Genomic DNA, 26,415 nt, shown 5'->3' with positions numbered 1-26,415 from the left:
GACGCGGCGCCGATGCCAAGTGATAGTGCGAGTACTACGATCAACGCAAAACCAGGCGAGCGGCGGAGCTGGCGCAAGGCGAAGCGAAGGTCCTGTAGCAACGAGTTCATGGGGCGGTCTCCTTGGTTGCGTTATTCGCTGCGAAGGACGGTCATGGGGTCAACGCTGGCGGCGGCCTGCGCAGGGAAGAGCGTTGCCAGCAGAGCGATGGAGAGTATGGCAATCGACCCGATGGCGTAGGCCGCGATGTCGAAGGCAGGCAGCTTGCCGATGACGCTGCTAAGCACGTGCGCCAGGTTTAGCGAGAGCGCTATGCCAATCCCTATGCCTAAAGCTGCGCAGGCCGTGGCTTTTCCGAGTACCATACGCAGCACCTGCGCCCGATTGGCCCCCAGCGCCACGCGGACGCCAAACTCGAACTTGCGCTGGGCCACCGAGTACGCCGTCACGCCGTACATGCCGATTGCCGCCAGCAGGATGCTTACGGCAGCGAAGCTTCCGAAGAGCAGTGAGCGGAAGTTATCGGCACGTTGAGTCTCCCCGATGTTTTGTCGCATGGTCGTTGCTTTGACGGCAATTTCGGGGTGGCTGCGCAGCAGAACTTTGCGCAAAGTCTCAGCCACGGCGCCAGGTTCGACGGCTGTTCGAGCGACGATCTGTATGTCGCCCGCGTTATGAGGATGCTGTGCAATCGGTATATAGAAGGTAGGCTTGGGGGCTTCGGCCGGTGAGTCACTCCGTATGTCTGCGACAACGCCGACGATGGTCCACCATCCCTCCGTGTCGTCATAGCCACACATGATTTGCTTCCCAATCGGATCTTCATTGGGGAAGATAGTGTGCGCGAGCGCCTGGTTGATCAGGAGCACGGGAGGCGCACCCAGTCGATCGCCGGGTTCGAGTGCCCGGCCACGCAGCAGGGGAATCCCCATGGTGGCGAGGAGGCCGGGTGTGACGGGATATGGATAAGCAATCGGAAGGTTCAGGAAGGGCGCGGCGAAGACCTGTCGTCCCTTCACGGCATAGCTAACGTTTGAGCTGCCGAATCCCATCGGAGCGCCATCTATGGCGCCTGCTGAAAGTACGCCGGGGGTATGTGCGACCAGGTTAAGTGTGTCGTCGAGGCGATTGAGTCGTGCCTGCGCGACCGCCAGTTCAGTTGCTTTGTACACGGTCTCCGCGGTTGGCGATTTGTCCGTCGGCTCGTCAGGAAAGCGCGTTGTTCCAACGTCGTGGGTATCGAGAGTGACCAGAGATTCCGGCGAGAAGCCGAGGTCCTGCCGCGCCTGCCCCATGAGCTGCCGAGTCAGCAGAATAGCTGCGACCGAAAGTGTCAGAGTCAGGGCGACCTCAGCCACGATGAGGCCGTCACGCAAGCGAGCGGATCCACGGCCTTCCGTGCCGCGAGAGGCGTCCTGCCGGAGCGCGGCCGCTGGATCGATGTGCCACGAGCGCCAAACAGGCAAAAGGGCCGTAATCGTCATCACGGTCACAGAGAGCAACGCCGAAAAGAGGAAAACATCTCCATTCAGGTGAATGTCTTCGAGCCGCGGTAGATCCGGCGGAGCCAGCCGGACGAGAAGCCGCAATGCCGGCACAGCAATCAGGATTGCACCAAAACAACCCGCCAGCGCCAGCAGCGTAGCTTCGACTAAAGCTCGCAAGGCCAGAACGGAGCGCGAGGCGCCGAGAGCAGTGCGTATCGTGACGGAACGAAGCTGCCGAGTAGCATGCACGAGCTGCAGGTGGGCGATATTGGCGCACACGATCAGCAGAATGACGGCGACCGATCCCATGAGCAGATTGAGTGTGGGACGAACGTCGCCAACCAGCCGTTCCTGGAGTGGAATAGCTTCAAAGGTCTTCCGCGAGTCTTCAGTGTATGCGCGCTGAAGCTGGGAGGAGAAGGTCGCGAATTCGGAGGCGAGCTGGGCTGGAGACACTCCGGCCTTGCGCTTGCCGATGGCGTGCTGGTTGTACGCCGTCCGATTCACATTCGTCGGTGCAGTCGGCAACTCCATCCAGACCTGTGCGTTGTTCGGGAAGGAGAAACCGTCCGGCAGCACACCGACGATCGGGCGCGAGACGTCGTTGTATCGGATGGTTTGGCCAATGGCGGCGACGGCGCTTCCGAAGTGCTGGCGCGCGAAGGCTGCTCCGATAAGGACCTCTTGACCATCCGCATCATCTGCTCGAAACAGACGTCCGACGAGCGGCTGAACGCCCATCACTTCTCCAAAGCCAGGGCTGACATTGGCAACCGGAAGCTGGACCGCCGACCCTTTTATCGAGATGCCGTCGGGCCAGACCTGGTAGTAGGCCGTTGCCTCCAGTCCGCGAATCTGGTGAGCAATGTCGTTATAGTCGTCGCCCCCCAGTGAGCCGATCGACCGGTTTTCATCGACGAAATGCGTCTGCAGAAATACGATACGGTCCGCATCGTGATATCCAAGCGGTCGCAGCAGCACGCAGTCCACCACCGCGAAGATGGCAGCATTCATTCCGATGCCGATGCCCAGCGTGGCGATCACCGTGAACGTGAACGCTGGCGAGCGGCGCAGGCTGCGAAGCGCGTGGCGAAGAGCTGCGACCATGCGAGGCTCCTTTGACTACTGTGCGGCGATGGTGGTCGTGGAGGGGTTATGTGCGGGATCGGCTAGAAGTTGAAGCAGCTCTCCTTCGGCAACAACTTTGCCGTCGAACAGATGCACCTGACGTTGAGCATGCGCTGCGAAGCGGGGATCATGGGTGACCATGCAAATCGTCGCGCCCTCTTCATGCAGCTCTTGCAGGAGCTTCATCACGGCCTCGCCATTTTTTGAATCGAGGTTACCTGTGGGCTCATCCGCCAGCAGGATGGACGGCGATCCAGCGAGTGCTCGCGCCACTGCGACGCGTTGTTGCTGACCGCCCGAGAGTTGCGCTGGATAGTGGCGTGTGCGGTGCGCCATGTTCACGCGCTCGAGCGAACGCATCACGCGGTCCTTACGTTCTGAGGCTGGCATACCCGAGCGATACGTCAGCGGGAGTTCGACGTTCTCGAAGACGGTCAGGTCACCGATGAGGTTGAAGCTCTGGAAGATGAAACCGATTTCCTGATTGCGAATGCGCGAGCGGTCTGCGAAGTCGAGGTTGGCGACAGCTTTGCCGTTGAGCGTGTATTGGCCGCTGCTCGGGGTATCGAGCAACCCGAGAATGGAGAGCAGCGTCGACTTGCCGCAGCCCGAGGGACCGGACATGGCAACGTACTCGCCGCGTGCGATCGACAGATGCACGCCAGAGAGCGCATGTGTCTCGATCTCGTCAGTGTAGAAGACCTTGGTGAGGTCCTCGATGTGGATGAGGCTGTCCGCTGTGGCCATTGCTTGTTCCTTTCGGGTAGTACGTCTGCTGCAGTTATTGGTTCTGGAGCCGGACCTGATCGACCGAATCCCAACGGGACATATCGGAGAGGATGACTGTGTCGCCAACCTTGAGGCCTTCGATCACCTGAATGCTATTCACCGACGCGCGCCCAACTTTAACCGGTACACGCGTTGCGGTTTTTCCATCGGGTGAAAGCCGGAAGAGGCTAATGGTCGAATTTTCGTTTCCAAAAGCTGGCCGACCGACATAGAGCACATCGGTCATGCGGTCGAGGTCGATGGTTCCATCCACGGAGAGATCGGGTCGGGCACCCTGTGGTAGCGCCCCAATCAACTCCACGTCTACTGTGACGGTTCCGTTCTCAACGGCTGGGTCGATGCGCGTGACCTTGCCGTTGATAATGCCGTTGTGTGTATCGATCTCAGTCGGCTGGCCGATCTGGATATCGCGGGCTTGAGTCTCGGCAATCTTGAGCGCCGCCTTCAACTGGTCGGTCTGGACGACCTTAGCCAGGGTTGTCCCGATCGCAACGTGCTCGCCGACTTGGTGAGGCAGATCGACCAGCACACCGGCGATCCCGGCACGCACGCTCAGAGCATCCTGTTCCTTCTGCTTAAGTGAAAGAATCGCCTCAGCCTGTTGCACCTTCGCCTGTTGCACGGCTAGCTGCGTAACGATCGTCTTCTGATTGAGGTCTAGGCGTTGATGCTCCAGATCATTACGCTGGTTGAGTTCGTCAGCCTTACCCTTCGAGGCGCTGTAGCTGAGACCGCTGATGACGCCGAGGTCATATAAACTTTTGTCCGTCTGGGCCTGGAGTTGCGCCTGCTTCTGATCGGCTCCGACCGTTGCAGCGCCTGCACGCTGCGTCATCAAGTCGCTCTGCAGCCGCGCCTGTGTATTCTTGTAATCGGCCTTGGCCGCTTGTAGCTGCAACTGCGCGTCCAGCAACTGTTGCTGGAGTTCCGGATCAACAAGATCCATCACAATCGTGTCCGGTTCGACATGCGCACCCGGCAACACGCGGATGCGAACGACAGTGGCTTCTGTCTCCGCAGGAACCAGACGGATCCGGTCTTCACGCGGAACGAGCGATCCCGGCCCGCGCACCTGCCGCAACAGCGGCCCGCGCTTTACGGTGTCCGTCCAAACTGCGCTATCGACAGTGGGGATCGCGGGTTTCAGGCGCAGGACGAAGTATGCTGCGAGCGCAAGGCCAAGAAACGCACCAAGGGTAAGCAGAAGGTTTCGACGCAGCTTTCGTTTTCGTATGTCGGGGCGCGAGATGTCCATCGTGAACTACAGAAGCAAATGGAAGGCCAATGCAGTACCGTCCAATCTCCCATAGGAATGAACAGCTTGTGGCGTGGGAGCTAAAGGAATACCGTTCGCAAATGGATTGGGTGTCCGGAAGTGGACAGCGCCTCGTTCCACCCTCCCATCTAATCGCAGCGAAGAGCGACCATGGGATTGATCCTGGTTGCTCTTCGGGCTGGTAGCCATACAGAGACGATGGTCATGGTTGTGACGATGGCGACGGCAACGGTGAAGGAGGCTGGATCCATCGCGGTGAGACCGAAGAGTTGCTGATGGATGATCCTGGTTGTGGCAAATGTGAGCGGCAGTCCCAATGCAAGGCCGATAGAGAGGAGCAGGAGGGATTCGCTGAGGATCATCCACATGACCGATGGAGCATGGGCGCCGAGGGCAAAGCGGATGCCGATCTCGTTCGTGCGGCGGACGACGTTGTAGCTGATAACGCCGTACAGGCCGATGGCGGCAAGGAATACGGCGAGCAGGGCGAAGATGCCGGTGAGGGTGGAGATGAGTTGATCATTGGAGATGAGACTCGAGATCTGGTCGTGGATAGTGATGACGTTAAGCAGGGGCAGATTGCGATCGACAGAGACGAAGGCCGTCCTGAGATCGGGGATGTAGGTCGACGGATTTCCGGTGGTGCGCAGGATGACGGTTCCGACGAATCGATTGTCATTTTCCTTTGGCGGCTCGGGCGAAGGGTTCTCTTTTGTGGGAGCCGAGACTGGCTCCAAAGGCTCGATCTGTGCGACCGGGATATAGGTCATCCGAACAGGGGCTGTCCCGCGCGGATCGCTTGACTTTGTGTCGCGTGCGATCCCTATGACCTGCCACGGCCCTGCCACGCTATCAATATTTATCGAGAGCGAATGGCCGATGGCATCGCCTTTGGGGAAGAAATGTTGCGCAAGGGCCTGACTGATGACAGCTACCTTGAAGCTGGTGGCTGAATCGGATGGACGGATGCCGCGACCGGCCAGGATGGGAATACCCACCGTTTCAAAGTATTGACCGGATACGCGGTTGAGGATCGACTGCATATTTTCTTTGGGTGCAGGGGTGTAGCCAGTGAGCTTGATGCTCGAGGTCCAGTTGCCGGGCCAAATGGGCGGGGCCACGGCGAGCGCAGCGGAACGTACGCCGGGAATTGCCGAGAGACGGTTGAGGAGTGCATCGTTGAGCGCTGGAGCCTGGTTCGGTTTATAGCCGGCTAACCGGGCATCGAAGTTCGCTATAAGCAGGTGCATGCGTTCGAAGCCGTAATCCTGATCCTGAAGATTGCGGAAGGAACGAAGAAAAAGGCCCGCGCCGACAAGGAGAAACAGCGACAGCGTAATCTGCGCCGTGACCAGCAGCTTAGGCCAGAAGCGCGCGGAGCGACCTCCGCCAGATTGTGCGGTGCGGGCATTGGAGCTCAGAGCACCCGCTGCCTGGGTGCGCGACGATACGATGGCTGGCGCGATTCCGAAGAGCAGCCCGGTAAAGATCGAAACCGCGAAGGTGAACAGAAGCACCGGGTAGTCGAGCTTTGAGCTGAGGGAGGTATAGCTTGCTCCTTGAGAAACAAAGGCGATCAGCGCATGAATAGTGGTGAAAGCGACGATCAGGCCAAGCATGCCTCCGCACAGCGAAAGAAGGATCGTTTCAATCAGGCTTTGGCGGACGATCCGCAAACGACTCGAACCGAGTGCCAGGCGGGTGGCGATTTCGCGCTGCCGTGTCGCAGACCGGGCGAGCAGGAAGTTGGCGAGATTGGCGCACGCGATGAGTAGGACGAGGGCCACAACCGTCAAGAGAATCTGCAGAGATGCGCCGTAGGTTCCACGCATCTCCGAGATGCCATGTTGCGCCGAAATGAGTGGGACGGTGACGCGATTGATCTCCTGCTCACGAGCAGCGGTGATGGAAGAACCTTCATGGGCGCGGATTCCGGAGCGGACTTGGGCATCCAGCCATTGCTGGCTTCGTGCGAGTGCGGCCTTGCTGGTGGTTGCCTGCGGACTGAGACGACCAAACATGTGAAGGAAGTAAGCGCCATCCTGAGGAGTCAGCAACGATGGTTGCTGGAATACGACGGGCTGCATGGAGATGGGCGTCCACAAGCCAACTGCTTCAAGATCGACCTTGAAACCTTGAAAGTCTTCAGGCATGACACCAATGATGGTAAAGGGGGTGCGGTTGATGGTGATGGTTGTCCCAAGAACAGAGGGGTCGGCGGACAGCGACTGACGCCAGAAAGCGTAGCTGAGAACCGCGACGGCCCCGCTGCCCGGTGTGGCATCGTCAGACGGCAGGATGGTGCGGCCCATGAGAGGCTGGGCGCCAAGCAAACTGAAAAAGTTGCCAGAGACAAGGCTGGTGGGCACAAGAATGGCTTGCGTATTGTCGTCTGACGAGCCGTGCTGGGAGGGTAGGCGAACGCTGGTCTTCGCTGCGAAGCTGCCGTAGGAAGCGATGCCCTGAAAGGGTCCGGGATTGTTCTGCAGCTGGCGCGCGAAGTACCACGGAAACATCCCGTAGTAGCCGAGATCAACGCCGCCCATGATGCCTCCGCCATTGGACTTATCGAACGTGACGAGTTGTTGAGGATCGCGCATCGGCAGATTCCGCAGCATGACCTGCTGGATCAGCGTGAATATGGCGGTATTGGCGCCAATGCCGATCGCGAGCGATAGGAGAGCCACGGCCGTGAATGCCGGGCTTTTTCGGAGTGAGCGCAGGCTGATCTGGACGTCCTGAAGCAGGCTGTCAACAGTAGACTCCCAACGCGAGGACCACACCTGGTGTTTGACCGAATTACGGCTGCCCATTTCGGCCAGAGCGCTGCGCCGCGCAGTCTCAGGAGCCATGCCAATGCTTTGCTTGTGAGCAATGGATTCTTCCAGGTAGTTTTGCAGTTCTTCGTCAAGTTCAGCCTCGACGCGCTGCTTGTGCGTGAGAATCCTAAGGCCATTGATGAGATTAGTGAGCCATCGCATTGACTTCCTCCCATACTATTTCCGCCTCGATTATGCTTCGAGGATGCGCGAGATTGCCTCTATCTGTCTCTGCCATTGTCGTGTTTCAGTGGAAAGAGCTTTGCGGCCCTTGGCGGTGAGCATGTAGTACTTCGCGCGTCGATTGTTCTCGGTCACGCGCCATTCAGACCTGACGTGGTCCGCTCGTTCCATACGGCTGAGCGCCGGCAATAGCGAGCCGGGGTTCACGCGGAATACTCCCTGGCTGATCTGCTCGATGCGCAGAGCAACACCGTAACCGTGCATCGGCTCAAGGTCCAGGGTCTTCAGAATGAGCATTTCCATTGTCCCCTGGACCATGTCGCGAGATATTGGGGTATTCCGGCTTACTTCATCTGGTTTGGCAGGCAAGACGTTGGCCTCCTCTTGATAGACAAGAGGAGAATACAGTTCCTCTTGTCTGTCAAGAGGAATATTTCACCAACTCCTAGCGCTGTCCGTGCCAGATCATCGCATCCGCCGCGGGCCCATCATGCTCAGCCAAGCCAGCAGTTGAAAAATATTTGCCGACACTCTTTCAATGGTGTAGATTCTCTACATCTTGAAGGATGTAGAGGATCTACGGCCTATGGCGAAGAGTGCTTATCAGAACCGCATTGAGTTAGTGCAGGGAACGTTGGACATGTTGGTGTTGAAGACGCTGCAGTGGGGCGAACAGCACGGGTATGGGATCAGTCAGGCGATTCGGGTGAGTTCGAATGAGGTGCTGCAGGTGGAGACGGGGTCGCTGTATCCGGCGCTGCACCGGCTTGAGCGGGCAGGCTGGGTCTCGGCGGAGTGGAAGAAGAGTGATGCGAACCAGCGGGCGAAGTTCTACAAGATCACGATGCTGGGGAAAAAGCACCTTGCAAACGACTATGAGCGCTGGGGAAAAATGGTCGCGACCATAGAAGCAATTATGAGCGCGAAGGAGAGTGCGCTGTGAGCCTGTTCGACGGACGCAAGAAAGAGTTGAACGAGGAGATTGAAAGTCATCTGCGAATGGCGGCGGCGGACCGCGTGGCTGCGGGCGCGACACCTGAAGACGCAAGGAGAGATGCGATGCGTGAGTTCGGGAATGTGCCTTTGGTTGCGGATGTAACACGCGAGCGGTGGGGATGGCTGCGCATGGAGAACCTAATGCAAGACCTGCGCTACACGTGGCGGACGCTGAAGCGCGAACGTAGCTTTGCAGCGGTGGCGATCCTGATTTTGGCGCTGGGGATCGGAGCGAACGTAGTAGTGTTCAGCGTAGTCAACACGGTATTGTTGCGGCCGCTGCCGTTCGATCATTCGCAGGAATTGGCATGGATTGCCGGTGGCGGGGGAGTGGGTGGCTTGTCGGACGTGACCTACCGCACCGATTCGTATGAGGCGTTTCGTGATCATAACCAGTCGTTCCGTGCAGTGGCCGGATTCGTGCCATTTCGCGCGCCCGACTTCAAGCTAACGGGCTATGGTGAACCGAAGCCGGTGGCCGGCGTATGGGTGATGGCGGATTTTTTGCAGACGCTGGGCATACAGCCAATGCTGGGCAGAGACTTTACGGCGCAGGAGGCGCTGCCGGGCAGCGCTTCTGTGGCGTTGCTGACCTATCCGTACTGGAAAACTCAATTTCATGGCGATCAGTCGATCGTAGGGCGCTCGATCACGCTCGACAATATGCCGGTGACGGTGGTGGGAGTGTTGCCGCCGAGCTTCGATTTTGGATCGGTCTTTGCGCCGGGGACAAAGACCGACTTGGTGCGGGCGATCCATCCTTACGATGTGCGCAACTACGGCCATATGTTTTCGCTGGTTGGCCGATTGAAGCCGGGTGTGACACCGGCCCAGGCGCAGGCCGAGGTGTCGGTGCTGTTTCCACAGATGCGCGATGCGCTGAAAACGCAGAACTGGGCGAGCGACGCCAACACGGTGATAACCGGACTGAAGGAACATGTGAGTGGAGAGCTGCGGCGTTCGCTCATCGTGCTGTGGTGTGCGGTGGGGATGATCCTTTTGATTGTGTGTGTCAACCTTTCCAATCTGCTGATGGCGCGTGCTGCGGGACGGAGCAAGGAATTCGCCATGCGTACGGCATTGGGAGCAGGACGCGGGCGCATCGTAAGGCAGTTGCTAACGGAGAGTCTGTTGCTGTCTTCTGCGGGGGCCTTGCTTGGATTGGGATTGGCGTTTGCAGCGGTGATGTACCTCGCGCACCAGGGGTCGCTGGCGCTGCCGTTGCTGAGCGAGGTGCGCATCGATACGGCGTCGCTTCTGTGGACGCTGGCGATTGCCATGGTCGCGGCTGTGCTGTTCGGGATTGTGCCTGCGGTGCGGGTCTCGGGCATCAATCTGCAGGAGACACTGAAAGACTCTGGTCACGGCACGAGTGCAGGGCGGAAGCACCAACGGATACGGTCAACGCTGGTGGTGAGCGAGATTGCACTGGCTTGCGTGTTGTTGGTAGGCGCAGGACTGTTGCTGCGCAGCTTTTTGAAAGTGATGGACGTAGACCTTGGATTTCAGCCGAGCCATACAGCCGCTCTGCCGATTACCTTCAACGCGACTACGGATGAGCAACGCGGCGAGGTGCTTCATGAGATGGTGCGGCGCGTGGGTGATTTACCTGGAGTAGAGGCAACAGCATTTACGGATTCGTTGCCCCTAGATCGCAATCGCAGTTGGGGATTGCAGGCGAAGGGTAGGACGTACCCACCTGATTGGAATAACGATATTTATGTGAGCGTGGTTTCGCCGGGATTTTTTCGCGCGATGGGAATCCGCATAGTCGCGGGGCGCGATTTTGCGTGGACAGACGCGCTGAAGGGGACCCAAGTGATCCTGATCAATGAAGCGACGGCGAAGCGCGATTGGCCGGGGCAGAATCCAGTAGGCAAGATCGCCGTAGGAGTGGGGCGGGGTGAGACGACTGTGATCGGCGTGGTGGCTAACGTGCCTGAGAGCAGCGTAGAGAAGGCGTCGACCCCGCAGGTGTATGTACCTGTGACGCAGAGCAATGACCTTGCGGATCAGCTCCTGATCGTGCGGTCATCCCTGCCGCTGGATTCACTTGCTCCGAGCGTGATGAGTACGCTGCGGTCGATGAATCCGGGACAGCCGGCGACAACCTTCCGGACGCTCGATAGCGTGGTGGATCACTCGACCTCACCGCGCCGGTTCTTTGCGGTGCTGGTGGGAATTTTTGCAGGGCTTGGATTGCTGCTGGCTTCGTTGGGAATTTATGGCGTGATCTCGTACGCCGTGACGCGACAGACGCAAGAGATTGGTGTACGCATGGCGTTGGGCGCCACGCGGGAACGGGTGCAGATGGGCGTGATCTCGAGGACGCTGCGGATGGCGGTGATTGGAATCGCGGTCGGGACGGTGGCGTCGTTTGTGGTGGCGAAGACGATCAGTACGATGCTGTTTGGAACGGAGCCTACTGATCCGGTGACGTTTGTGGGGGTGGCCGTGCTGCTGTTAGGAGTGGCGTTTGTGGCGGGATATTTACCGGCGCGGAGGGCCGCCCGGATCGACCCGATGGTGGCACTGCGGTCGGAGTAGAGTGTTTACACCGTAAGGCTTGGGCTCCAAATCAACGCCTTGACCTTCTACACGTCCACGGGGTATATGTAGAAGTCATAGGCATGAAGACACAAGACAAATTCGATCTCCCGCAGGGAACCCTCGATCTCCTGATCATGAGGGTGGTTGCGCTTGGACCCATTCACGGTTACGCCATCGCGCAAAGAATTCAGCAAATGTCTCGCGAGGCTTTGCAGGTGCAACAAGGATCCCTTTATCCCGCTCTTCATCGGCTCGAATACAAAAAGCTGCTGGCTTCGAACTGGGAATTGTCCGAAACAGGGCGTGAAGCCAAGTTCTACGAACTGACGGTCAAGGGCCGAGCGCATCTTGAGGTTGAGACTGAGAACTGGAAGCGCCTCACCGATGTTGTCGGGCTCATTCTTAAGGGCACTCTGGAGGGACTTTCATGAGCTGGCTGCAAAGACTATTCGCGCGAAGACGAATGGAGCGTGATCTGGACAAGGAAATCCAGTTTCACGTCGACTCGCAGGTCTCCGACAAGGTGCAATCCGGTATTTCCGAAATCGAAGCTCGCCGACTGACGCGCCTGGAGTTCGGTGGCACCGAAAAAATCAAAGAGGATTGTCGCCAGAGCCGAGGGACGATGTGGCTCGAAACGCTACTTCAGGATGTCCGATACGGTGTGCGGCAACTTCGAAAGTCGCCTGGCTTCACCTCGATCGCCATCCTCTCCTTGACGCTGGGCATCGGCGCCAACACCGCCATCTTCACGCTGGTCAACGCGCTTCTGTTGCGTCCGCTTCCGGTGGAGAAGCCTAGTGAGTTGTTTCTATTCGGGGATGGCCAGGCACAGGGCAGCACGAGCTCAATTCCCGAAGAGAGCACGAGGCTGTTCTCCTATCCCTTCTTTCACGATCTTCGCCAGAAAGCTACTTCGTTTTCGGGAATCGCTGCGGTAGACAGCAGCCAGTCTGCGACCAAAGCTTCGATTGGCGGGGGAGCGTATCAGACCGCCCACGTCAATCTTGTCTCCGGCAGTTACTTCTCCGTGCTTGGCGTACCAGCGTTTCTGGGCCGTACCATTGGCGAATCCGACGATGGCGCCGACGGCTCAGGTCCGGTCGCCGTAGCCAGTTACTCCTGGTTCCAGCGGCAATTCAATGGCGACCCATCCGCGCTTGGTAAAACCATCCGCATCCAGTCGCACGACTACACGCTGGTTGGTGTTGCACGTCCAGGCTTCTACGGATATACGGTCGGCCAATCGACCGACCTGTGGATTCCGCTTTCGATGGAGAAGGCATTCTCTCGTCCTGGTTCGGATGGACTGGGCAGTAAATTTTTCCAGTCGCTCTACCTCATCGGCCGTCTAAAGCCCGGTGTGACCGCAACTCGGGCGAGTGCCGAAACCAATGTACTTTTCCACCAGATTCTGCGCAGCTACCTCGGGCCTCAACCTTCGCGGCAGCACCTCGACGAGCTTGCACACGCCAGTGTCGAACTGAATCCAGGAGGCCGCGGGGTTTCTTTCCTGCGTTACGCGTTCTCGGTACCGCTCAAGATTCTGATGGCCATTGTCGCGGTGGTGCTTTTGATTGCCTGTGCGAATATTGCGAACATGCTTCTTGCGCGAGGCGTGGCGCGGACGCGTGAAGTCGCGATGCGCATAGCGCTGGGCGCATCACGCAGCCGGATTGTGCTGCAACTGCTCACCGAGTCGCTCTTGCTTGCGTTCCTGGGAGCGGTAGCCGGTGTAGCGTTGGCGTGGAAGGCGAGTGCTGTGCTGCTGAGCATGGCCACACCAGGTCCCAATCCAATTCCGTTGAATCTGACTCCCGATCTGCCCGTGCTCGGCTTCACGCTCGCCGCCACGATGATAACCGCGCTTCTGTTCGGTCTGTTGCCCGCATTCCGCGCAGCCGGACTCGAGTTCGTCCCCGCGCTCAAGGACGGGCGTGGTAGTTCTTCTTCCTCAACTCGTGGAGCGTTGGCGAGATCACTGATCGTGGGGCAGATTGCGCTCTCCGTCATCCTGCTGGTTGTCGCCGGTTTATTCGTGCGCAGCCTTATCAACCTGTCGAACATCGAGACTGGCTTCGACAAGCAGAACGTCCTTATCTTTTCGCTCGACTCAAGCACGGCCAATCTGCCGCATGGAACTTCGGATGAGATACGCTCTGTCCAGTTACAGGAGCAGATCGAAGACCGTGTGCAGGACATCCCCGGCGTAAAGGCTGACGGCTTTGCCTTCTTCACGTTCAATCAAGGCGGATGGACCGACCAAGTTCTCTTCCAGGGCATCCCGCGGACGCAGTCAAACGACGGCCAGGTCCTCTTCAACATTACGGGCAAGGGATATTTCTCCACCATGGGCATTCAGCTGGTCGAGGGTCGTCTCTTCACTGCCCAGGACACGCAGACGTCCAATAAAGTTGCGATTATCAACGAGACGATGGCGCGTCGATTCTTTCCGAACGGTTCGCCGATCGGCCACCGCTTCGGCATCGGAGAAACTCCCGACCATCCTGGCGAAAAGGAGGTGATCGGCGTCGTCAAAGATGCCAAGTACGGCTCACTCACCGAAGACAAGCTGATGGCCGCTTATTTCCCCTGCACGCAAAATCCGGGCTTCTACGGGAACTTTGCGGTTCGCTATGTTCCCGGGGAAAATCAACAGGAGATCATCTCGCGCACGCGCCGCGCCATCGCTGAGGTCAACCCGAATATTCTGGTCAACAATGTTGACAGTCTGGAAGAGCAGGTCTACGGTTCCATTGCGACGCAATCGCTGGTTGCCCGGCTGTCGAGTTTCTTCGGAGTCATCGCTGTTTTCCTCGGCTGCATCGGGATCTACGGCTTGCTTTCGTATTCGGTAGCCCGCCGCACGAGTGAGTTTGGAGTCCGTCTTGCCCTCGGAGCACGATCTCACATGCTGCTTTGGATGATCCTTCGAGAGTGCCTTCTGCTGTTGGTTCTCGGACTCGCTCTCGGTGTGCCCGTCGCCTTGAGTTCCACACGCATTCTCAAGAGCCAGCTCTATGAGTTAAGTCCCCTCGACCCGACGGCTATCGCCATTGCAATTGCCGCCGTTTCTGTAATGACCATCGCCGCCGCATGGCTACCCGCAAGGCGCGCCACCAAAATCGACCCGATGCAAGCCTTGCGCGCCGAATAGCCGCAGAAAATCCGCGCCGGTTCCAAATGTCGATAAGCCATACACGTCGAACATATCGAATGGAGTCAGAAGGGCGTAGAGATCAAAATTCCTCCCTTAGAGACGAATTTTGTGGAAAGGGAAGAGACGTCTCGATTAGTCGCGGAGTCGACATGAGAACTTGCCCGATATCTGCTCTGGAAGACTTGGCTCCGAACAACCGAAATCAAGGCTGGCCCCGTTTTTCGCAATATTAACCAGAAGCTTGGGCGGTGACCACTTCATGATGAGATACAACTTTCATAATTTGCTTGAATGACCTGCACAACAAAATGTTGCAGGCTCTTTGATAGAATGTCTGATAACACATATTCTGTATACTAACGATGTTTATTGCTCCTACCCTGCTAGTTCTGGCCTTATGTGTGGATCTGGCGGGATCAATTTCGCTGCGGTGATAACCTTCCAGATAGTGAGGTTGCAGTTTTGAAGGTCGTTATTGCTACCGGGAGACAGGCTCATTATCAATTGCCTGCCAACGCGTTCGTGCGGCGAGGATGCGACGTCTGCCTGTACACCGCAACGCCCCGCAGCCGAATGCGCAATTTCGACCCGAAGGTCATGAATCGATGGATCCCTGCGCCAGTAGCTATGTTTAGCGGCCTCACCCACCTGCGGACACCCTTGGTGCTGGATGAGCTGGATTCAACCTTTTTTGATCATTGGACTGCTAAGGTACTCAAGGATTGCGACTTATTGCTGGGTGCGTCCACCTCCAGCCTGGCTAGCGGCAAGGCCGCGCAGCGCTTGGGAGGCACCTTTGTACTGGACCGTGCTTGCCCGGATATCCGTGTGCAGCAAGATGTTATGGCCGAGGAAGCGAAAAAAGTTGGGAGTGAATTTCGTAGGAATTCACCCTGGTTTATCGAGCGGCAGGTGGAAGAGTATGAAACGGCAGACTTTATCCTCTCGCCCTCAGATTACAGCCGGCGGAGCTTCCCTGATCATCTGCGGAAGAAGGTCGTGTTGGCACCACTGTATGGGCGGTCGAAGGTTTCTCCGAGGAATTCAAAGCCTTTAGGATCAACGTTTGTGCTTGGGTGTGTTGGTGGTCAGCCGCTGCGGAAGGGCTACTTGTACCTGCTCCAGGCGTGGAAGGAACTGGCGCTTCCGAACGCGAAATTGAAGATTCGGACGGGCGATGCGATGTTCCGCTATCCCCTTCTCAAGCAGTTGATGAGCGAACTTCCAAACGTTGAGCTGGTTAGCTATGTACCTGATATTAGTACATTTTACGCCGAGTGCGACGCATTCATTCTGCCTAGTGTGGACGATGGTTTTGGCATGGCTTTGTTTGAGGCGGTGGCCAATGGGGTGCCTTCGGTGGCTACTCGGAATTGCGGGGCTTCGGAGCTTTTAGTGGCGGATCGGGATTGCCTTTTGATCGATGCGTTTAGCGTGGAACAGATTAAGGATGCTGTCCTAAGATTATATGAATCAAGGGACTTACGCGATCGACTTAGCCGGAGTGGGCCGGCGGCGGTAGAGGCGTTGCAGGAGGGTGGATTGCCTCGGCCTTATGAGGATGGGGTGGATCACCTGCTGGGTTCTATCGCGCGCGCAAAGCTTGTTGAATCAGCGGCTTAGGAAGACTTCTTCAAGTCCTCCTCCTACGAAGTGAACGATCTCCAGGCGGTCGCCGGTGGAGATTTGGGCTGCGGGCCAGGTGGCACGGGTGACGATCTCGCCATTATGCTCTACAGCTATTCGATCAGATTTTAGCTCTAATGCATTGATAACATGCGACAAAGGCGATGGCGATTCGAGGTTGTCCAAGGTGCGCTGCTGGCCGTTAAGGTGAATCGTGAGGGGTGTCGACATACTCGTTCAGGCTAGCAGATCGGGGCATTTCGGGTGCGTTTTTGCATGACATAGCCCGGTTTCGCGCTACGCAGAGGTGTTCTTAGCCGCGATTGGGAGACCAATTCCAAGGGTTTTTCCGGCCAAAAGACAAGCAGACTTGACACCGAGGTAAAGCACGCTTGTCTTTTGGCCATTTCATTGGGTTTTCGGTCAAGTCCGCAGATCAGGAGAATTGTCCGAAGAGGTTGAGGGGGCCTTTGCCGTGCCCGATGCTTGGGGCGTTCCGGATGGCTTCGGTGACGAAGTGTTTGGCGTTGCGAACGGCTTCGATCGGGCTGTCACGGAGGACGAGGTGGCAGAGGAGGGCGGACGAAAAGGCGCAGCCGGTACCGTGCGTGGAAGTGGAATTGAGGTGCTCGCCGGGGTACCTGTGGATATCTCCTGAGGGGAGGCGGAGGAGATCGGTGGGTTGGGGGTGGTCTCCGGCGGTGGCGACGATGTGGAGGTGGGGGTGTCGGGCGGCCAGAAGTTGGGTGGCGGCCTCGGCCTGGCCGAGAGTTTCGACGGGCTGGGAGGTGAGGGCGGAGAGCTCGGACCAGTTGGGTGTGATCCAGTCGACGAGGGGCAGGAGCTGCTGGTGAAGGGTCTCGATCGCGTCGGGTGGGAGCAGGTCGTGGCCGGAGGTGGCGCGAAGGATGGGATCGAGCACGACGGGAAGTGCGGAGGGGGGCTGATTCCCTGCCTTGGACTTCCCTTCCTGGGAGCGGACGGTAGCGAGAAAACCCGCGACAGTCGCGGCGATTTCGCTCGAACCGAGCATGCCGATCTTGATGCCCGCGGGCGGCAGGTCGGCGACCAGGTGGTCGAGGGCCCGGCGGAGAAAGGCGTGGTCTACCGTCTTAAGTTCCGTGATGCCCAGAGTGGACTGGACGGTAAGGGCGGTAATGGCAGAGGTGCCGAAGCGGCGGTGGGCGGCGAAGGTCTGAAGGTCGGCGGTAATGCCGGCGCCGGAGGAGGGATCGTGGCCGGCAATGGTGAGGAGGGTGCGTTCCTGGAGGCGGCTGGGGGCGGCTGAACTAGAGGATTTTGATGGCACCTAAGGCAACCCCACCGTGAGAAAACCCTATCATACACAGAGGGTTTTTGCAACCCGAAATAGAGAATAACTACCTTTGAATTGTTTGACTTAGGGTACCCCAGAGGCGACAATATATAGATGAGTGATCCTACGATGAATGGCACGGAAGAGCTGCAGGGGAAGAAAGGCCGCAAACGTACTCGCGTTGGCGTGCTGGCCGTAACCCTGGGATTAACAGCCTCCCTTGCTGCAAGTCCTACGGTGAAACGAGAGAACGCAGGGGTTCCGGTCAATCCACCGACCGGCAAGACCGTTGCGAAACGTCACTGGTTCCAAATTGGTAAAGCATCCTGGTACGGGAAGAAGTTCAACGGGCGGAAGACTGCAGACGGTGAGACATACGACATGTATGCCATGACCTGCGCGCACCGCACGCTGCCGCTGGGAAGCTGGATTCGGGTAACGAATCTCAAAAACAACAGGTCTACGCTACTCCGGGTAAACGATCGCGGCCCGGTGCCGCTGAACCGGATAGTGGATCTCTCCTACGCAGCGGCGGTAAAGCTGGGCGTGGCGGGATTGGCCAAGGTACGCGTCGAAGAGGTGAATCTTACGGATCCTGAACTGGCGGAGATGTTGGTTTCTCAGCTAAAGATGGACGATCCCGTGAAGGTGCAGCCGTTCGACGAGCCACCGAGCGTGGGCGCATTGACGCCTGGGCTGTTGGCGGATCTAGACCGCTAAGGCAGTCGAAAGTCCTAAAAGAAACGGTAATAGCTGAGGAGCCTCGCAATTCCCTTTTGGGTTGCGGGGCTTTTTGGCGTTTGGGTGGGCGGGGACGAGCAGCTCCGCGGGCCCGTTGGAGCAGAAATGAATTATCCGAAAACCGACTTTGCGGGAATCCGACTATTGAATACCTGGATGCGGTAGGATGGCCGCCGTGACCGCCCTTACGCTGATAGCCGAACCGCCGCACGGTGGATGGGGAACGATTGCGGTACGTTCTCTCTTTTGGCTGATATTCACCGGCTTACCCATTGGAGCAGCCATCCATGCCGCCATCAAGATTTACCGAAAACGGCGCGGCGCGGCCTAGTTGGAATGTTTGACCCGTCTCCATCACTAAGCTTCCGCCAACTTTCCGAACTTGCCCAAATTACAAACAACGCACGATGAGGATTGTTTGATCGTCGAATTGTTGTCCAAACGCACGCGCCGTCGCAAAAATCCTTTCCGCCAGCTCCGGTAAAGGATTTCTGGCGTTCGCCGCGATCACTTGCTTGAGTCGTTCCACGCCAAACTCTTCCTGGGGTTTGTTGCACACTTCCAGTATTCCGTCCGTTGCAACCACGAGTACGTCGCCCGACGCGACTTCGAGCCTCTTTCCGTCAAAACCGGAAACTGGCAGCAGCCCGACTGGGAACTGGCCCTCCTCCGTGTGCGACAAGGTCCGGTCGCTCGCATGCCAGTGCACGATCGGCGGGCTTGCCGCCAGTGCATAGAACACACTGCCGTCCGCCCCTAGCCGGAAGCCGGTGAATGTTGCATACATGTGCGGCTCTTTCACCTCTGGGAGCACCCTGTTCAGCCGATCCAGCAGTACCGGCAGAGTCTGATGCGGCTCGCGTCCCTCCGCATCCAGCAGGTCTGTGCGAGTCGCTGTCTTCAGCATTCCCATCAGAATGCCGGCAGGAAGCCCATGTCCGGCGATGTCAGCGACATAGGCAATGGCGTCACCGTTCCGTAGGCAAATCGCATCCACCAGATCGCCGCCCACCTTCTCACTGGGGCGCGAGATGCCGTAAATCTCAAAGCGCTCCGTTTGCAATCCCACCGGTGGCACTAGCGTCTTCTGAATTCCGTGTGCCAGCTCCAGTTCGTTGCGCATGCGGAACGACTCTCTTCCCTCACGCCGGATATACACAACGAAAAGGCTGTAAGAGAGAATGATCGCCGACATCATTGCGGTTGCCGCGAAATGGATTCCCAATTCCGAGGGCACTGGCTTCAGATCGAAGCGGTGCGTCATCCAGTTTGCGAGGATGCTGTTGATCCTGGAAGTGAAGAGTTGCAGTACACACAGGCCGATTAGATAGGGCATCGACAGCCGCGACAGCACGATGATCCACAATGCAGCGTTTAGCCCGACCGAAATCGCTATGGTAAGCACGACGGCATAAGGCAACATTCCCCTGTACATCAGGTCAACGTAGAAGCCGACCACTGAAAACAGGAGGAAATCCGCTGTTATCAATACCCATAGCCGCTTCATCGGCACCGCCCGAAAATGTATCCATCGGGTCGAGATCCGCCGGTACCACTCGGAGGTTCGCCGGTACAACTCCTTTTCTGTCATTGGAGGAACCTTATCAGATGAGATGGGGGCATTAGCGCGATCCCGGAAAACGCGACTTTGCAGGCGCTAAGCTCGAGTGCCGTATGACCTATCCTTCAGCGCCTTGAAAGGGTTCGACGGGTCACCAGAGGTCTTCCGCCACATACGCGCGCGACCATAGGGTGACGTGGAGGAGGACAGCCTTGGTCCACGCCTCCTGGAGTTTATTGAGTTCTGCTTCATCCTGAATGGCGTCCTTGAAAAACCCGCGGATCGGCAGGACCACGGGAATGAAGCCGAGAAGGTATCGAAACGGCACGAGGGGCGGCGTATCCGCGGCATCGGTCTTGTTCTTCTTTGCCGGAGTGTGACGAAGTCCGATTTCCTGCTGATAGTTCAGCCAGTCCTGGTCATGAGGTCGCACCGCCGCATCAATGACCCATTGAACAAAACGGCGCTTGATGCTCATCTTGTATTCGTCGTCCGGTTTACCATCCGGACCGACGAACCAGCGGGAAAGATGGGGCTGCGAACCGATGACGGAACGCCAGGCGTCGACCATGGATTCGGCGTTTGCACGGAACACGTCAGCGTGCCGCGCCAGCACCTCCGCGTCCCTGGCAGTCCAGCCGGCGGCCTGCTCGAGTTCTGACAGATCACGTTCTGTCACCGACGATACGGCACTTCCTGGAGTGCCATAGTCGTAGCCGGGTATCGACGAGGGTGCGGACGGGTCCGGGCGGTTCATTTGCCAGCCGCTTCCGGCTCGACCTTCTGAATAATGGCGCGATAGGTTGAGTGGATCGCACCGGACGCTTCGATCTTGCGGGCATTTTCCTGATGTAGCGGATGTGCGGCAAGCTTGGCGCGATACACCTCGTATTCGGCCATGGTGCCGACATCAATTGTGGCGAAGGCTTCACTGGTAGCCCCGGCGAACTCGGTTGGAGCGTAGTAGCCGGTGATACGGCCGCCACTCTCGGTGATGGGCTCGAACTCCGCTTGTGCGTAGGCGCGCCAGTCGGCAAGCTTGTTGGGGTCGATGGTGTAAAGCAGGAAAAGTGTGTACATAAGAACCTCTGAGACCATTGGACGCTGTGTGTTGGAGAAAAAACTTCGGCGCAGACCGAAGTGTTGGCGAAAAAGAATCCGCATACTGTATGTATGAGCGATGCACTCGCCAACGCAGCCAAACTGATCGCAGAGCCTGCACGGGCGGCCATGCTGCTTGAGTTGATGGGTGGTCGCGCCGTCCCTGCTGGCGAATTGGCTTTGGTAGCGCACGTGAGCCCGCAAACGGCGAGCGAACATCTTGCACGACTTCATGAAGCCGGTTTTGTGACGGTGCAGCGGCAAGGGCGGCACCGCTACTACGAACTTGCGAATGAGGAAGTTGCTTACGCCGTTGAATCGCTACTGGTGTTGTCTTGTGCGCATCAGGCGCGGCATTCCGATAAGACAGCCGGGCTCACCTTAGGGAGTCTTGAGCATGCACGCACATGTTATGCGCATCTCGCCGGATGGCTCGGAGTTGCTATCACGGACGCGCTACAGCGTGAGGGTCACCTTGCGCGAGCAGCCGGAAGAGCTTTCTCCGTGACAGACAGAGGGGTGGAATGGTTCGAGCAACGCGGGATCGTTGTGCCGCGCTTGGAGGGAGTTGCAGACCCGAAGTTGGCGCGTCAATGTCCTGACTGGACAGAGCGCCGGCCCCACCTGGCGGGGACCTTGGGCGTGAAGATGTACAAACGGTTCACGGAACTTGGTTGGATCGCACCAACCCGGAAGTCACGCGCGGTTCGAGTCACTCTCGAAGGCAGAAAAGCTTTCTCGAAATATTTGCACATCGTAGTTGGCTGAAAGAGCCAACTGCTGCATCGCACACGACGCGGATTGACTATAGCTCATTCCGGGCGCCGAGTTTGTCGACTTCGACTTTCTTTGTATGGCGTCGAACCTTCATTGCATACGCGTGGGGTTCATGCACACTCACATCGGTCATTTCGCTGTTTGGTCCGAGGAGTCGATGCTGCGATAGACGCCAGCGTAGGCCTCTTGTGAGAGTAGTGAAGCTGGCGTGCGCGTGTGCGGCGGAACGGGAGATCAGGTACACGACATACTGCCGCAAAGGATTGCTGTCCTTCGATGCGACCATCCGCTTGTTCCGCATATTGACAGTGGGTGCTCCGATGGACGCGATGCGTGGTGGGATCAGACAGCGCGTGAGGATCTTCACTCGATCCGAGGGCGAGGAGACAAAGCTTAGGTGCAGCCAGACTGAATCCTTGTTCTGACGAAACATGACCTCCAGAGTGGAGCCGGAGAAGCGCTGCAGCCAGCTCTTTTGTGTGACGGCGAGGTTAGCGATCTCTTGCGCGGCCTGGCAATGGAGGCGGCAGCCGAACCAGGATTGGGCATAGTAGAAGGCGATTGCCTCGAAGGATCGCAACGACGGAGTGTGCGTATCGCACCAGCTTTGCCAGAAAGCATCGTCGTCGGCGTGGGAGTTAAGGAAGATTGCCAGTTCACGAACATGGTGGACGATCCACTCGTAGAGAAAGATGTTGCGGAGGATGTGAAGCGATAGATAACCGAGATGGTCGACAGGCGACAGGCATGGAAACGATAGCCCATCGACGACTCGCGTCATGCGCCGCTCCCAAAAGAGTTCCACCTCTGGAATTCGAATCAGCGAGGCGCGCTCGTTCCAGAGACAAAAGTGAACATCAATCCCTAATGGCATTTCGGGGTCGAAGGGATTGCCACTCCACTGCCAATTGCCGAGCCGAACTAGAACAGATGTGTGATCGGCGATGGCCTCATTTACATCGTAGGATTTGTAGCCGATGGCCTCCAAAGCCGCGCGAGCATCGTCGATGCGTTCGGGAGGGCAGAAGAAGTCGAAGTCGGATTGCCTGCGCAGGCGCGGGTCTGCAACGTAATCTGGTGCCTGGGTGAAACCCTTGATGACGAGGTGTTCAACCTTTGCATCGTCGAGAGCCTTCGCTGCTTCCCTATAGATCGCTTTGATGTTCTCGAAGCGAAGAGCATTGTCAGCGAGATTTGCCTTGAGGCGGTCGACTACCCAGTCTGGGAATCCGTCCATGGCAAGCTGCGCCAGCGGTAGGGTGAGGTGAGCGGTAATGCAGAACTCGAGAAGGCTGGTCCACTCGCGATCGTCTAGCGCCTTTAAGAGAGATGTGTCCGGGTCGCTAAGGTGAAGCGCGGCGAGCACCGCCGTTACCTCAGACGGGATTCGCGGTGCGATCTCTCGAGTTGTGAGGGGGGACAGCTTCATGTAGAGCCTAGCTTCCTGTGGGAACAAGAGTATTGAGGCCCAATCCGGAGCGGTGTAAGCATTTCGAAGATTGGAACCTCGAGCAGATATTGAATGGAAGCTTGCTACTCGGCTTGAAAGGTGGAGGTTCCGTACCTTCGGACGGCGGGGATGACGTGTGTGTCTACCAGCCGGTCGACCTGGGCATAGTCAACGCTCTTGAATGCCCTTGGCTCCAACGCTGTCGCAATACGCTAAGTATAAGAATACGCAGGACCCCATTTGTCATCGATTTGTCATTTGTCATGGACTTGAGAAGTTTTCTCATTGACCAACATTGCGCGGGAGTAGTCATGGAAATACCCTGCGGCGAATGAACCACCGAGCGCAGGCCCCTCTGGCGGCTTGGTTGGTGGCGGATTCAACACCTAAGGCGGTTGATTGAAATAGAGCAGAAAAGCCGAAAAGCCCTGCAATTCCCTTTTGGGGTTGCAAGGCTTTTCGGTGTTTGGGTAGGAGCAAAGGAGGTTCTGGCTTTGGCTTCCAGCTCCTAGCTGAAGGTAAAAAATGAAATCCGATGCTGGAACGGCTTTGTGGTCCTTCTACCTGGCGGTAGAAAACGTGCTGTTTGCGTCCCTTTCGGTGATGGGTGACGGGAAGATCGGCTCTAGCGTCTTGAAGGCAATATCGGCTTCGAACTTCGCTGACCATCGGTCGAGATAGGGGCCTAATTGAGCGTTATGCTTCATTCCCAGGGCGACGTCCTGGTCCACCTTGCGCCTGCCCGACCAGTAGGCGCAGACCGACGGTTGATCGCGGCAGGTATAGGTCCAGGTCTTCGCTAGGTCGTCCTGGGACAGAGTCTCTGCATGGTTGGGACCGTTCGCCGAGACCGTTTGCTCATGGCCGAGGAGCTGGACGTTGTTCCAGTATTGGAGGGCCGCTGCGATGCCGGCTCTCCTTGCCTGCAGGTCACGTACGGCGCTCTCTTCCCCGTCGTAGGTACCGTCGGCGTAGATGACACCCGCAACTTTTCCTTGCCAGGCACAGCCTGACGGCTGCGGAGCGAGGTTCACCAGGGCGAAGAATCGTTGCCCAGGCTGAATGACTGAAGGCTGCAAGCCCTTGACGGCGGGGTGAGATGTGCCCCCTCCGCTGAACTCGAGAGCGTCGTAGGTGGGAGTGGTAGTTGTGGCTCCGCACGTTGCTTTGGCGCTGAAGGCTTCGATCGGTTTTGGCGAATCATTCACAAGAATGACCCAGCCGCTAGTGCCGTTCGAGAACTCCAGGTGATAGGCCGGGGTCTGAGCAAAAACGGGCAGAGAAACCAGTGATAGGAAAATACTAAGAGATGTAAAACGTAATGATTGATTGCGCATACCTTGTCCTCGGTGCGGAAGCTTACGCCTTTTCGGTGCTGGTTGTCAGCACAGGGCATTGGCTAATTGGGCACTGCGAAACATCTGCTAATTCCCGGCCATTCGCTTTTGGAGTTGCGGGGCTTTTTGGGCGTTTTGGTTGGGTGCCAAGCGCGGCTGGAGGCTGGGGCGAGGCGGAATTCTTCTGGCGGAATCGGTCAGGAATGGGGGTTAACTAATTAGGTATCCGCCATGTAGAATGGCGGCGCGTCACGGGATACGTGGCGCTATCGAACGTACGATCGGAGGAATCTTATGGTAGTCGAGAGAGCAATAGCAGACTTTTCACGCTGTTGATTGGAAGACTGACAAACTGGAACTTCCCGGTCCACGGCGAAGGTCCTGGCGATCCGATTTACCTCAATGCCGAACAAACTGCCGAGCTCGCTGTTGCGGGTATTCGCTTGCTAACGCCGCTGCTACCTGCAGAGGCGGGCAAGAAGATCGAGGCCGCTGTCGAGAAATACCCGCGTCGGCGTCAAGCGAGCGTGGAGGAAGCGCTGGTTAGCGTTGGAAGTCTGGGAGGGGTCATCCATCACGGAACGTCCGGCCCTCCGGGATGCTGCGTCATGATCAATGGACACCTCGTGTGCACGCGTTTGAAGACCTCAAGTCGTTAGTAGCAGGGACTCCTCGTTGGGCGGCTGCATCGGGCAAGGCTATCCGCAGGCAAGGCATGCGGTTCGGCTTCGTCACGATGGGTGAGGTATGCCCTCGTGTCACGAGTTCGTTGCCGCCTATCGGCCGTAGAAACACTCGATCAGAGATTGCACCGGCCGGCCGTTGCAATCTCTGATCAGCGTGCGTGGCGCTGGCGCTTTTTTAGCGGGAGTCCGCGGTGGTGTAGACCGCGGTCGACGGCTCATTGGGGCTCAGGGTATTGGGATTTGTCCGGCGAAGAAGAATCATCGCTCCGAGATCGGTCCAGCAGATGAAGTCCAATGGAATGCGAAACCGCTGGGTGCTGATGATCAGGCAGAACGGAAGGATGACGGACAGGATTACTGCCGCTACCAGAAACCGCGTGTCATAGGCTCGGGGCGCGCCGCCCACCAGGCTGAAGACGAGCCATAGGGGAATGGCCAAAGAGCTCAGGATCTTGGCAAGCCCTGCCAGACTGCGGGCGGGGTGAGCGTGGAGATCCGGAAGCAGCAAGTTGGCGAACTTGAGCAGATCGAGCTTCACTGCCTGCCCGGGGTGGCTGCGGATAAAAGCGATCGCGGAGTTGCGATAGATCGGGTCGAGCTTTGGGTCCCGGTTGTCGGTGTACTGGACATGCTGTGCTGCAAGTTCGAAGGGGATGGAGTCTTCCTCGTTCCACAGGTGCTGAGAGGTGTAGGGGTTGTAGCCGGAGAAGAGGTTGTACGCTCCATTCCTTGGGAAGAACATTGACCCGTGAATGAGGATGGTGATCGAGCAATAGACGAGGGCCGCGGTGGCAGTCTGAGCGAGGATGCGCGGGAACAAGCTGCGGAGCACGGATCGGTAGAGCACGACCCATGACACGATGGCCAGCAGCATCAGGTTGGGACGGATCAAGGCAGCGAAGCCAAGGGAGGCACCCAGCAGCACGTCCGGATAGGCAAAGCGATCCTTCGGCCGGCTCATCAGGACCATCGCCGACATGAATAAGAAGATGGCTGCCGCCGTGATGTTGGTGTCCTGGGTCTTGTTGTAGCTAAGGCTGAAGTCTGGGTAGAGGGATAGCGCGAAGACGACCAGGAGGGTGAGCTTTACGCTTAGTCCGGTCAACCTCAGGTAGAGCCACGCACTGGCCAGCATGAGGAGAGCGAGGAGGATGTTGACGGCGGTGAAGCCGGTCTCGGATCCGAAGGCCTTGTAGCCGAGGGCCAGCAGAGCAGGATATCCAACGGGCAGAAAGTTGTAGAAGATGTGGCCGGTGCGCACCATCTCCATGGCCGGGTCTGCGTACTCATCCCCGCGGTAGTAGGGCAGGATCATGCTGGTAATGATGGCTACCAGCAGGCTTACGGCGAGCAGGGAGCCCAGGCAAACATACTCATTCCATGATTTTCTGCTCTGAGTTGTACTGGACATGGATGATTCCCTGCTCCTGGGT

At 57.8% G+C, this 26,415-nt stretch carries 21 protein-coding genes; 8 read left to right on the top strand and 13 right to left on the bottom strand.

Annotated features, from left to right (window positions below):
- Window positions 1-131: 131 nt before the first annotated feature.
- The 5 genes from GSQ80_RS11440 to GSQ80_RS11420 form a co-directional block, all read right to left on the bottom strand.
- Window positions 132-2,594, bottom strand: a complete 2,463-nt coding sequence (locus GSQ80_RS11440) for an ABC transporter permease (protein ID WP_158787764.1) — start codon at window positions 2,592-2,594, stop codon at window positions 132-134.
- Window positions 2,595-2,609: 15 nt separating this feature from the next.
- Window positions 2,610-3,362 carry an ABC transporter ATP-binding protein gene (locus GSQ80_RS11435; protein ID WP_158787763.1) on the bottom strand — a complete coding sequence of 251 codons (753 nt, stop codon included), beginning with the start codon at window positions 3,360-3,362 and terminating at the stop codon, window positions 2,610-2,612.
- A 34-nt stretch (window positions 3,363-3,396) separates the two neighbouring features.
- Entirely contained in the window at window positions 3,397-4,659 is a 1,263-nt protein-coding gene (locus tag GSQ80_RS11430) for an efflux RND transporter periplasmic adaptor subunit (RefSeq protein ID WP_158787762.1), read from the bottom strand.
- Window positions 4,660-4,808: 149 nt separating this feature from the next.
- Complete coding sequence (locus tag GSQ80_RS11425) at window positions 4,809-7,661, bottom strand: ABC transporter permease (protein ID WP_158787761.1); 2,853 nt, start codon at window positions 7,659-7,661, stop codon at window positions 4,809-4,811.
- 30 nt (window positions 7,662-7,691) lie between these two features.
- Entirely contained in the window at window positions 7,692-8,000 is a 309-nt protein-coding gene (locus tag GSQ80_RS11420) for a PadR family transcriptional regulator (RefSeq protein WP_158788668.1), read from the bottom strand.
- A 268-nt stretch (window positions 8,001-8,268) separates the two neighbouring features.
- Here GSQ80_RS11420 and GSQ80_RS11415 point away from each other — a divergent pair, with 268 nt between their 5' ends.
- From GSQ80_RS11415 to GSQ80_RS11395, 5 genes are all read left to right on the top strand, one after another.
- On the top strand, window positions 8,269-8,625 hold the full coding sequence (locus GSQ80_RS11415; protein WP_158787760.1) for a PadR family transcriptional regulator: 357 nt from the start codon (window positions 8,269-8,271) through the stop codon (window positions 8,623-8,625).
- Window positions 8,622-11,225 carry an ABC transporter permease gene (locus GSQ80_RS11410; protein ID WP_254059589.1) on the top strand — a complete coding sequence of 868 codons (2,604 nt, stop codon included), beginning with the start codon at window positions 8,622-8,624 and terminating at the stop codon, window positions 11,223-11,225. Before GSQ80_RS11415 ends, GSQ80_RS11410 begins: the two co-directional genes overlap by 4 nt.
- An 83-nt stretch (window positions 11,226-11,308) precedes the next feature.
- Window positions 11,309-11,659, top strand: a complete 351-nt coding sequence (locus GSQ80_RS11405) for a PadR family transcriptional regulator (protein ID WP_158787759.1) — start codon at window positions 11,309-11,311, stop codon at window positions 11,657-11,659.
- On the top strand, window positions 11,656-14,385 hold the full coding sequence (locus tag GSQ80_RS11400; protein ID WP_256369894.1) for an ABC transporter permease: 2,730 nt from the start codon (window positions 11,656-11,658) through the stop codon (window positions 14,383-14,385). Before GSQ80_RS11405 ends, GSQ80_RS11400 begins: the two co-directional genes overlap by 4 nt.
- A gap of 600 nt (window positions 14,386-14,985) precedes the next feature.
- Window positions 14,986-16,011 (top strand): glycosyltransferase family 4 protein, encoded by a 1,026-nt coding sequence (locus GSQ80_RS11395; RefSeq protein WP_216850283.1) that lies wholly within the window; start codon window positions 14,986-14,988, stop codon window positions 16,009-16,011.
- Here the strand turns inward: GSQ80_RS11395 and thiS are convergent.
- Window positions 16,000-16,245: a sulfur carrier protein ThiS gene (thiS, locus tag GSQ80_RS11390; protein ID WP_158787756.1), complete on the bottom strand. Its 246-nt coding sequence runs from the start codon at window positions 16,243-16,245 to the stop codon at window positions 16,000-16,002. The two genes, GSQ80_RS11395 and thiS, sit on opposite strands and share 12 nt — an antisense overlap.
- Before the next feature lie 205 nt (window positions 16,246-16,450).
- On the bottom strand, window positions 16,451-17,323 hold the full coding sequence (locus tag GSQ80_RS11385; protein ID WP_158787755.1) for a bifunctional hydroxymethylpyrimidine kinase/phosphomethylpyrimidine kinase: 873 nt from the start codon (window positions 17,321-17,323) through the stop codon (window positions 16,451-16,453).
- A gap of 120 nt (window positions 17,324-17,443) precedes the next feature.
- On the opposite strand from GSQ80_RS11385, the gene GSQ80_RS23750 reads away from it, so the two are divergent.
- Together GSQ80_RS23750 and GSQ80_RS11375 are read left to right on the top strand one after the other, a co-directional pair.
- On the top strand, window positions 17,444-18,049 hold the full coding sequence (locus GSQ80_RS23750; RefSeq protein ID WP_158787754.1) for a septal ring lytic transglycosylase RlpA family protein: 606 nt from the start codon (window positions 17,444-17,446) through the stop codon (window positions 18,047-18,049).
- 187 nt (window positions 18,050-18,236) lie between these two features.
- Entirely contained in the window at window positions 18,237-18,401 is a 165-nt protein-coding gene (locus GSQ80_RS11375) for a hypothetical protein (protein WP_158787753.1), read from the top strand.
- 60 nt (window positions 18,402-18,461) lie between these two features.
- Here GSQ80_RS11375 and GSQ80_RS11370 read toward each other — a convergent pair whose 3' ends face one another.
- From GSQ80_RS11370 to GSQ80_RS11360, 3 genes are all read right to left on the bottom strand, one after another.
- Entirely contained in the window at window positions 18,462-19,661 is a 1,200-nt protein-coding gene (locus tag GSQ80_RS11370) for a PP2C family protein-serine/threonine phosphatase (protein ID WP_158787752.1), read from the bottom strand.
- A gap of 121 nt (window positions 19,662-19,782) precedes the next feature.
- On the bottom strand, window positions 19,783-20,388 hold the full coding sequence (locus GSQ80_RS11365) for a protoglobin domain-containing protein (RefSeq protein WP_158787751.1): 606 nt from the start codon (window positions 20,386-20,388) through the stop codon (window positions 19,783-19,785).
- Window positions 20,385-20,711 carry an NIPSNAP family protein gene (locus GSQ80_RS11360; RefSeq protein WP_158787750.1) on the bottom strand — a complete coding sequence of 109 codons (327 nt, stop codon included), beginning with the start codon at window positions 20,709-20,711 and terminating at the stop codon, window positions 20,385-20,387. Before GSQ80_RS11360 ends, GSQ80_RS11365 begins: the two co-directional genes overlap by 4 nt.
- 63 nt (window positions 20,712-20,774) lie before the next feature.
- Between GSQ80_RS11360 and GSQ80_RS11355 the strand changes: the two genes are divergently transcribed.
- Window positions 20,775-21,500: a helix-turn-helix transcriptional regulator gene (locus tag GSQ80_RS11355; protein WP_216850281.1), complete on the top strand. Its 726-nt coding sequence runs from the start codon at window positions 20,775-20,777 to the stop codon at window positions 21,498-21,500.
- 37 nt (window positions 21,501-21,537) lie between these two features.
- On the opposite strand, the gene GSQ80_RS11350 is transcribed toward GSQ80_RS11355, so the two are convergent.
- The 3 genes from GSQ80_RS11350 to GSQ80_RS11340 form a co-directional block, all read right to left on the bottom strand.
- Entirely contained in the window at window positions 21,538-22,938 is a 1,401-nt protein-coding gene (locus tag GSQ80_RS11350) for a nucleotidyltransferase family protein (RefSeq protein ID WP_158787749.1), read from the bottom strand.
- A gap of 581 nt (window positions 22,939-23,519) precedes the next feature.
- On the bottom strand, window positions 23,520-24,167 hold the full coding sequence (locus GSQ80_RS11345) for a hypothetical protein (RefSeq protein ID WP_158787748.1): 648 nt from the start codon (window positions 24,165-24,167) through the stop codon (window positions 23,520-23,522).
- Between the two features lie 990 nt (window positions 24,168-25,157).
- Window positions 25,158-26,393 carry a hypothetical protein gene (locus tag GSQ80_RS11340; RefSeq protein ID WP_158787747.1) on the bottom strand — a complete coding sequence of 412 codons (1,236 nt, stop codon included), beginning with the start codon at window positions 26,391-26,393 and terminating at the stop codon, window positions 25,158-25,160.
- Between the last annotated feature and the right edge of the window lie 22 nt (window positions 26,394-26,415).

Origin of the sequence: Granulicella sp. L46, from assembly GCF_009765785.1 — a bacterium.
In the GTDB taxonomy this organism is placed as follows: domain Bacteria; phylum Acidobacteriota; class Terriglobia; order Terriglobales; family Acidobacteriaceae; genus Granulicella.
This window is presented reverse-complemented; position numbering and strand designations above follow the sequence as displayed.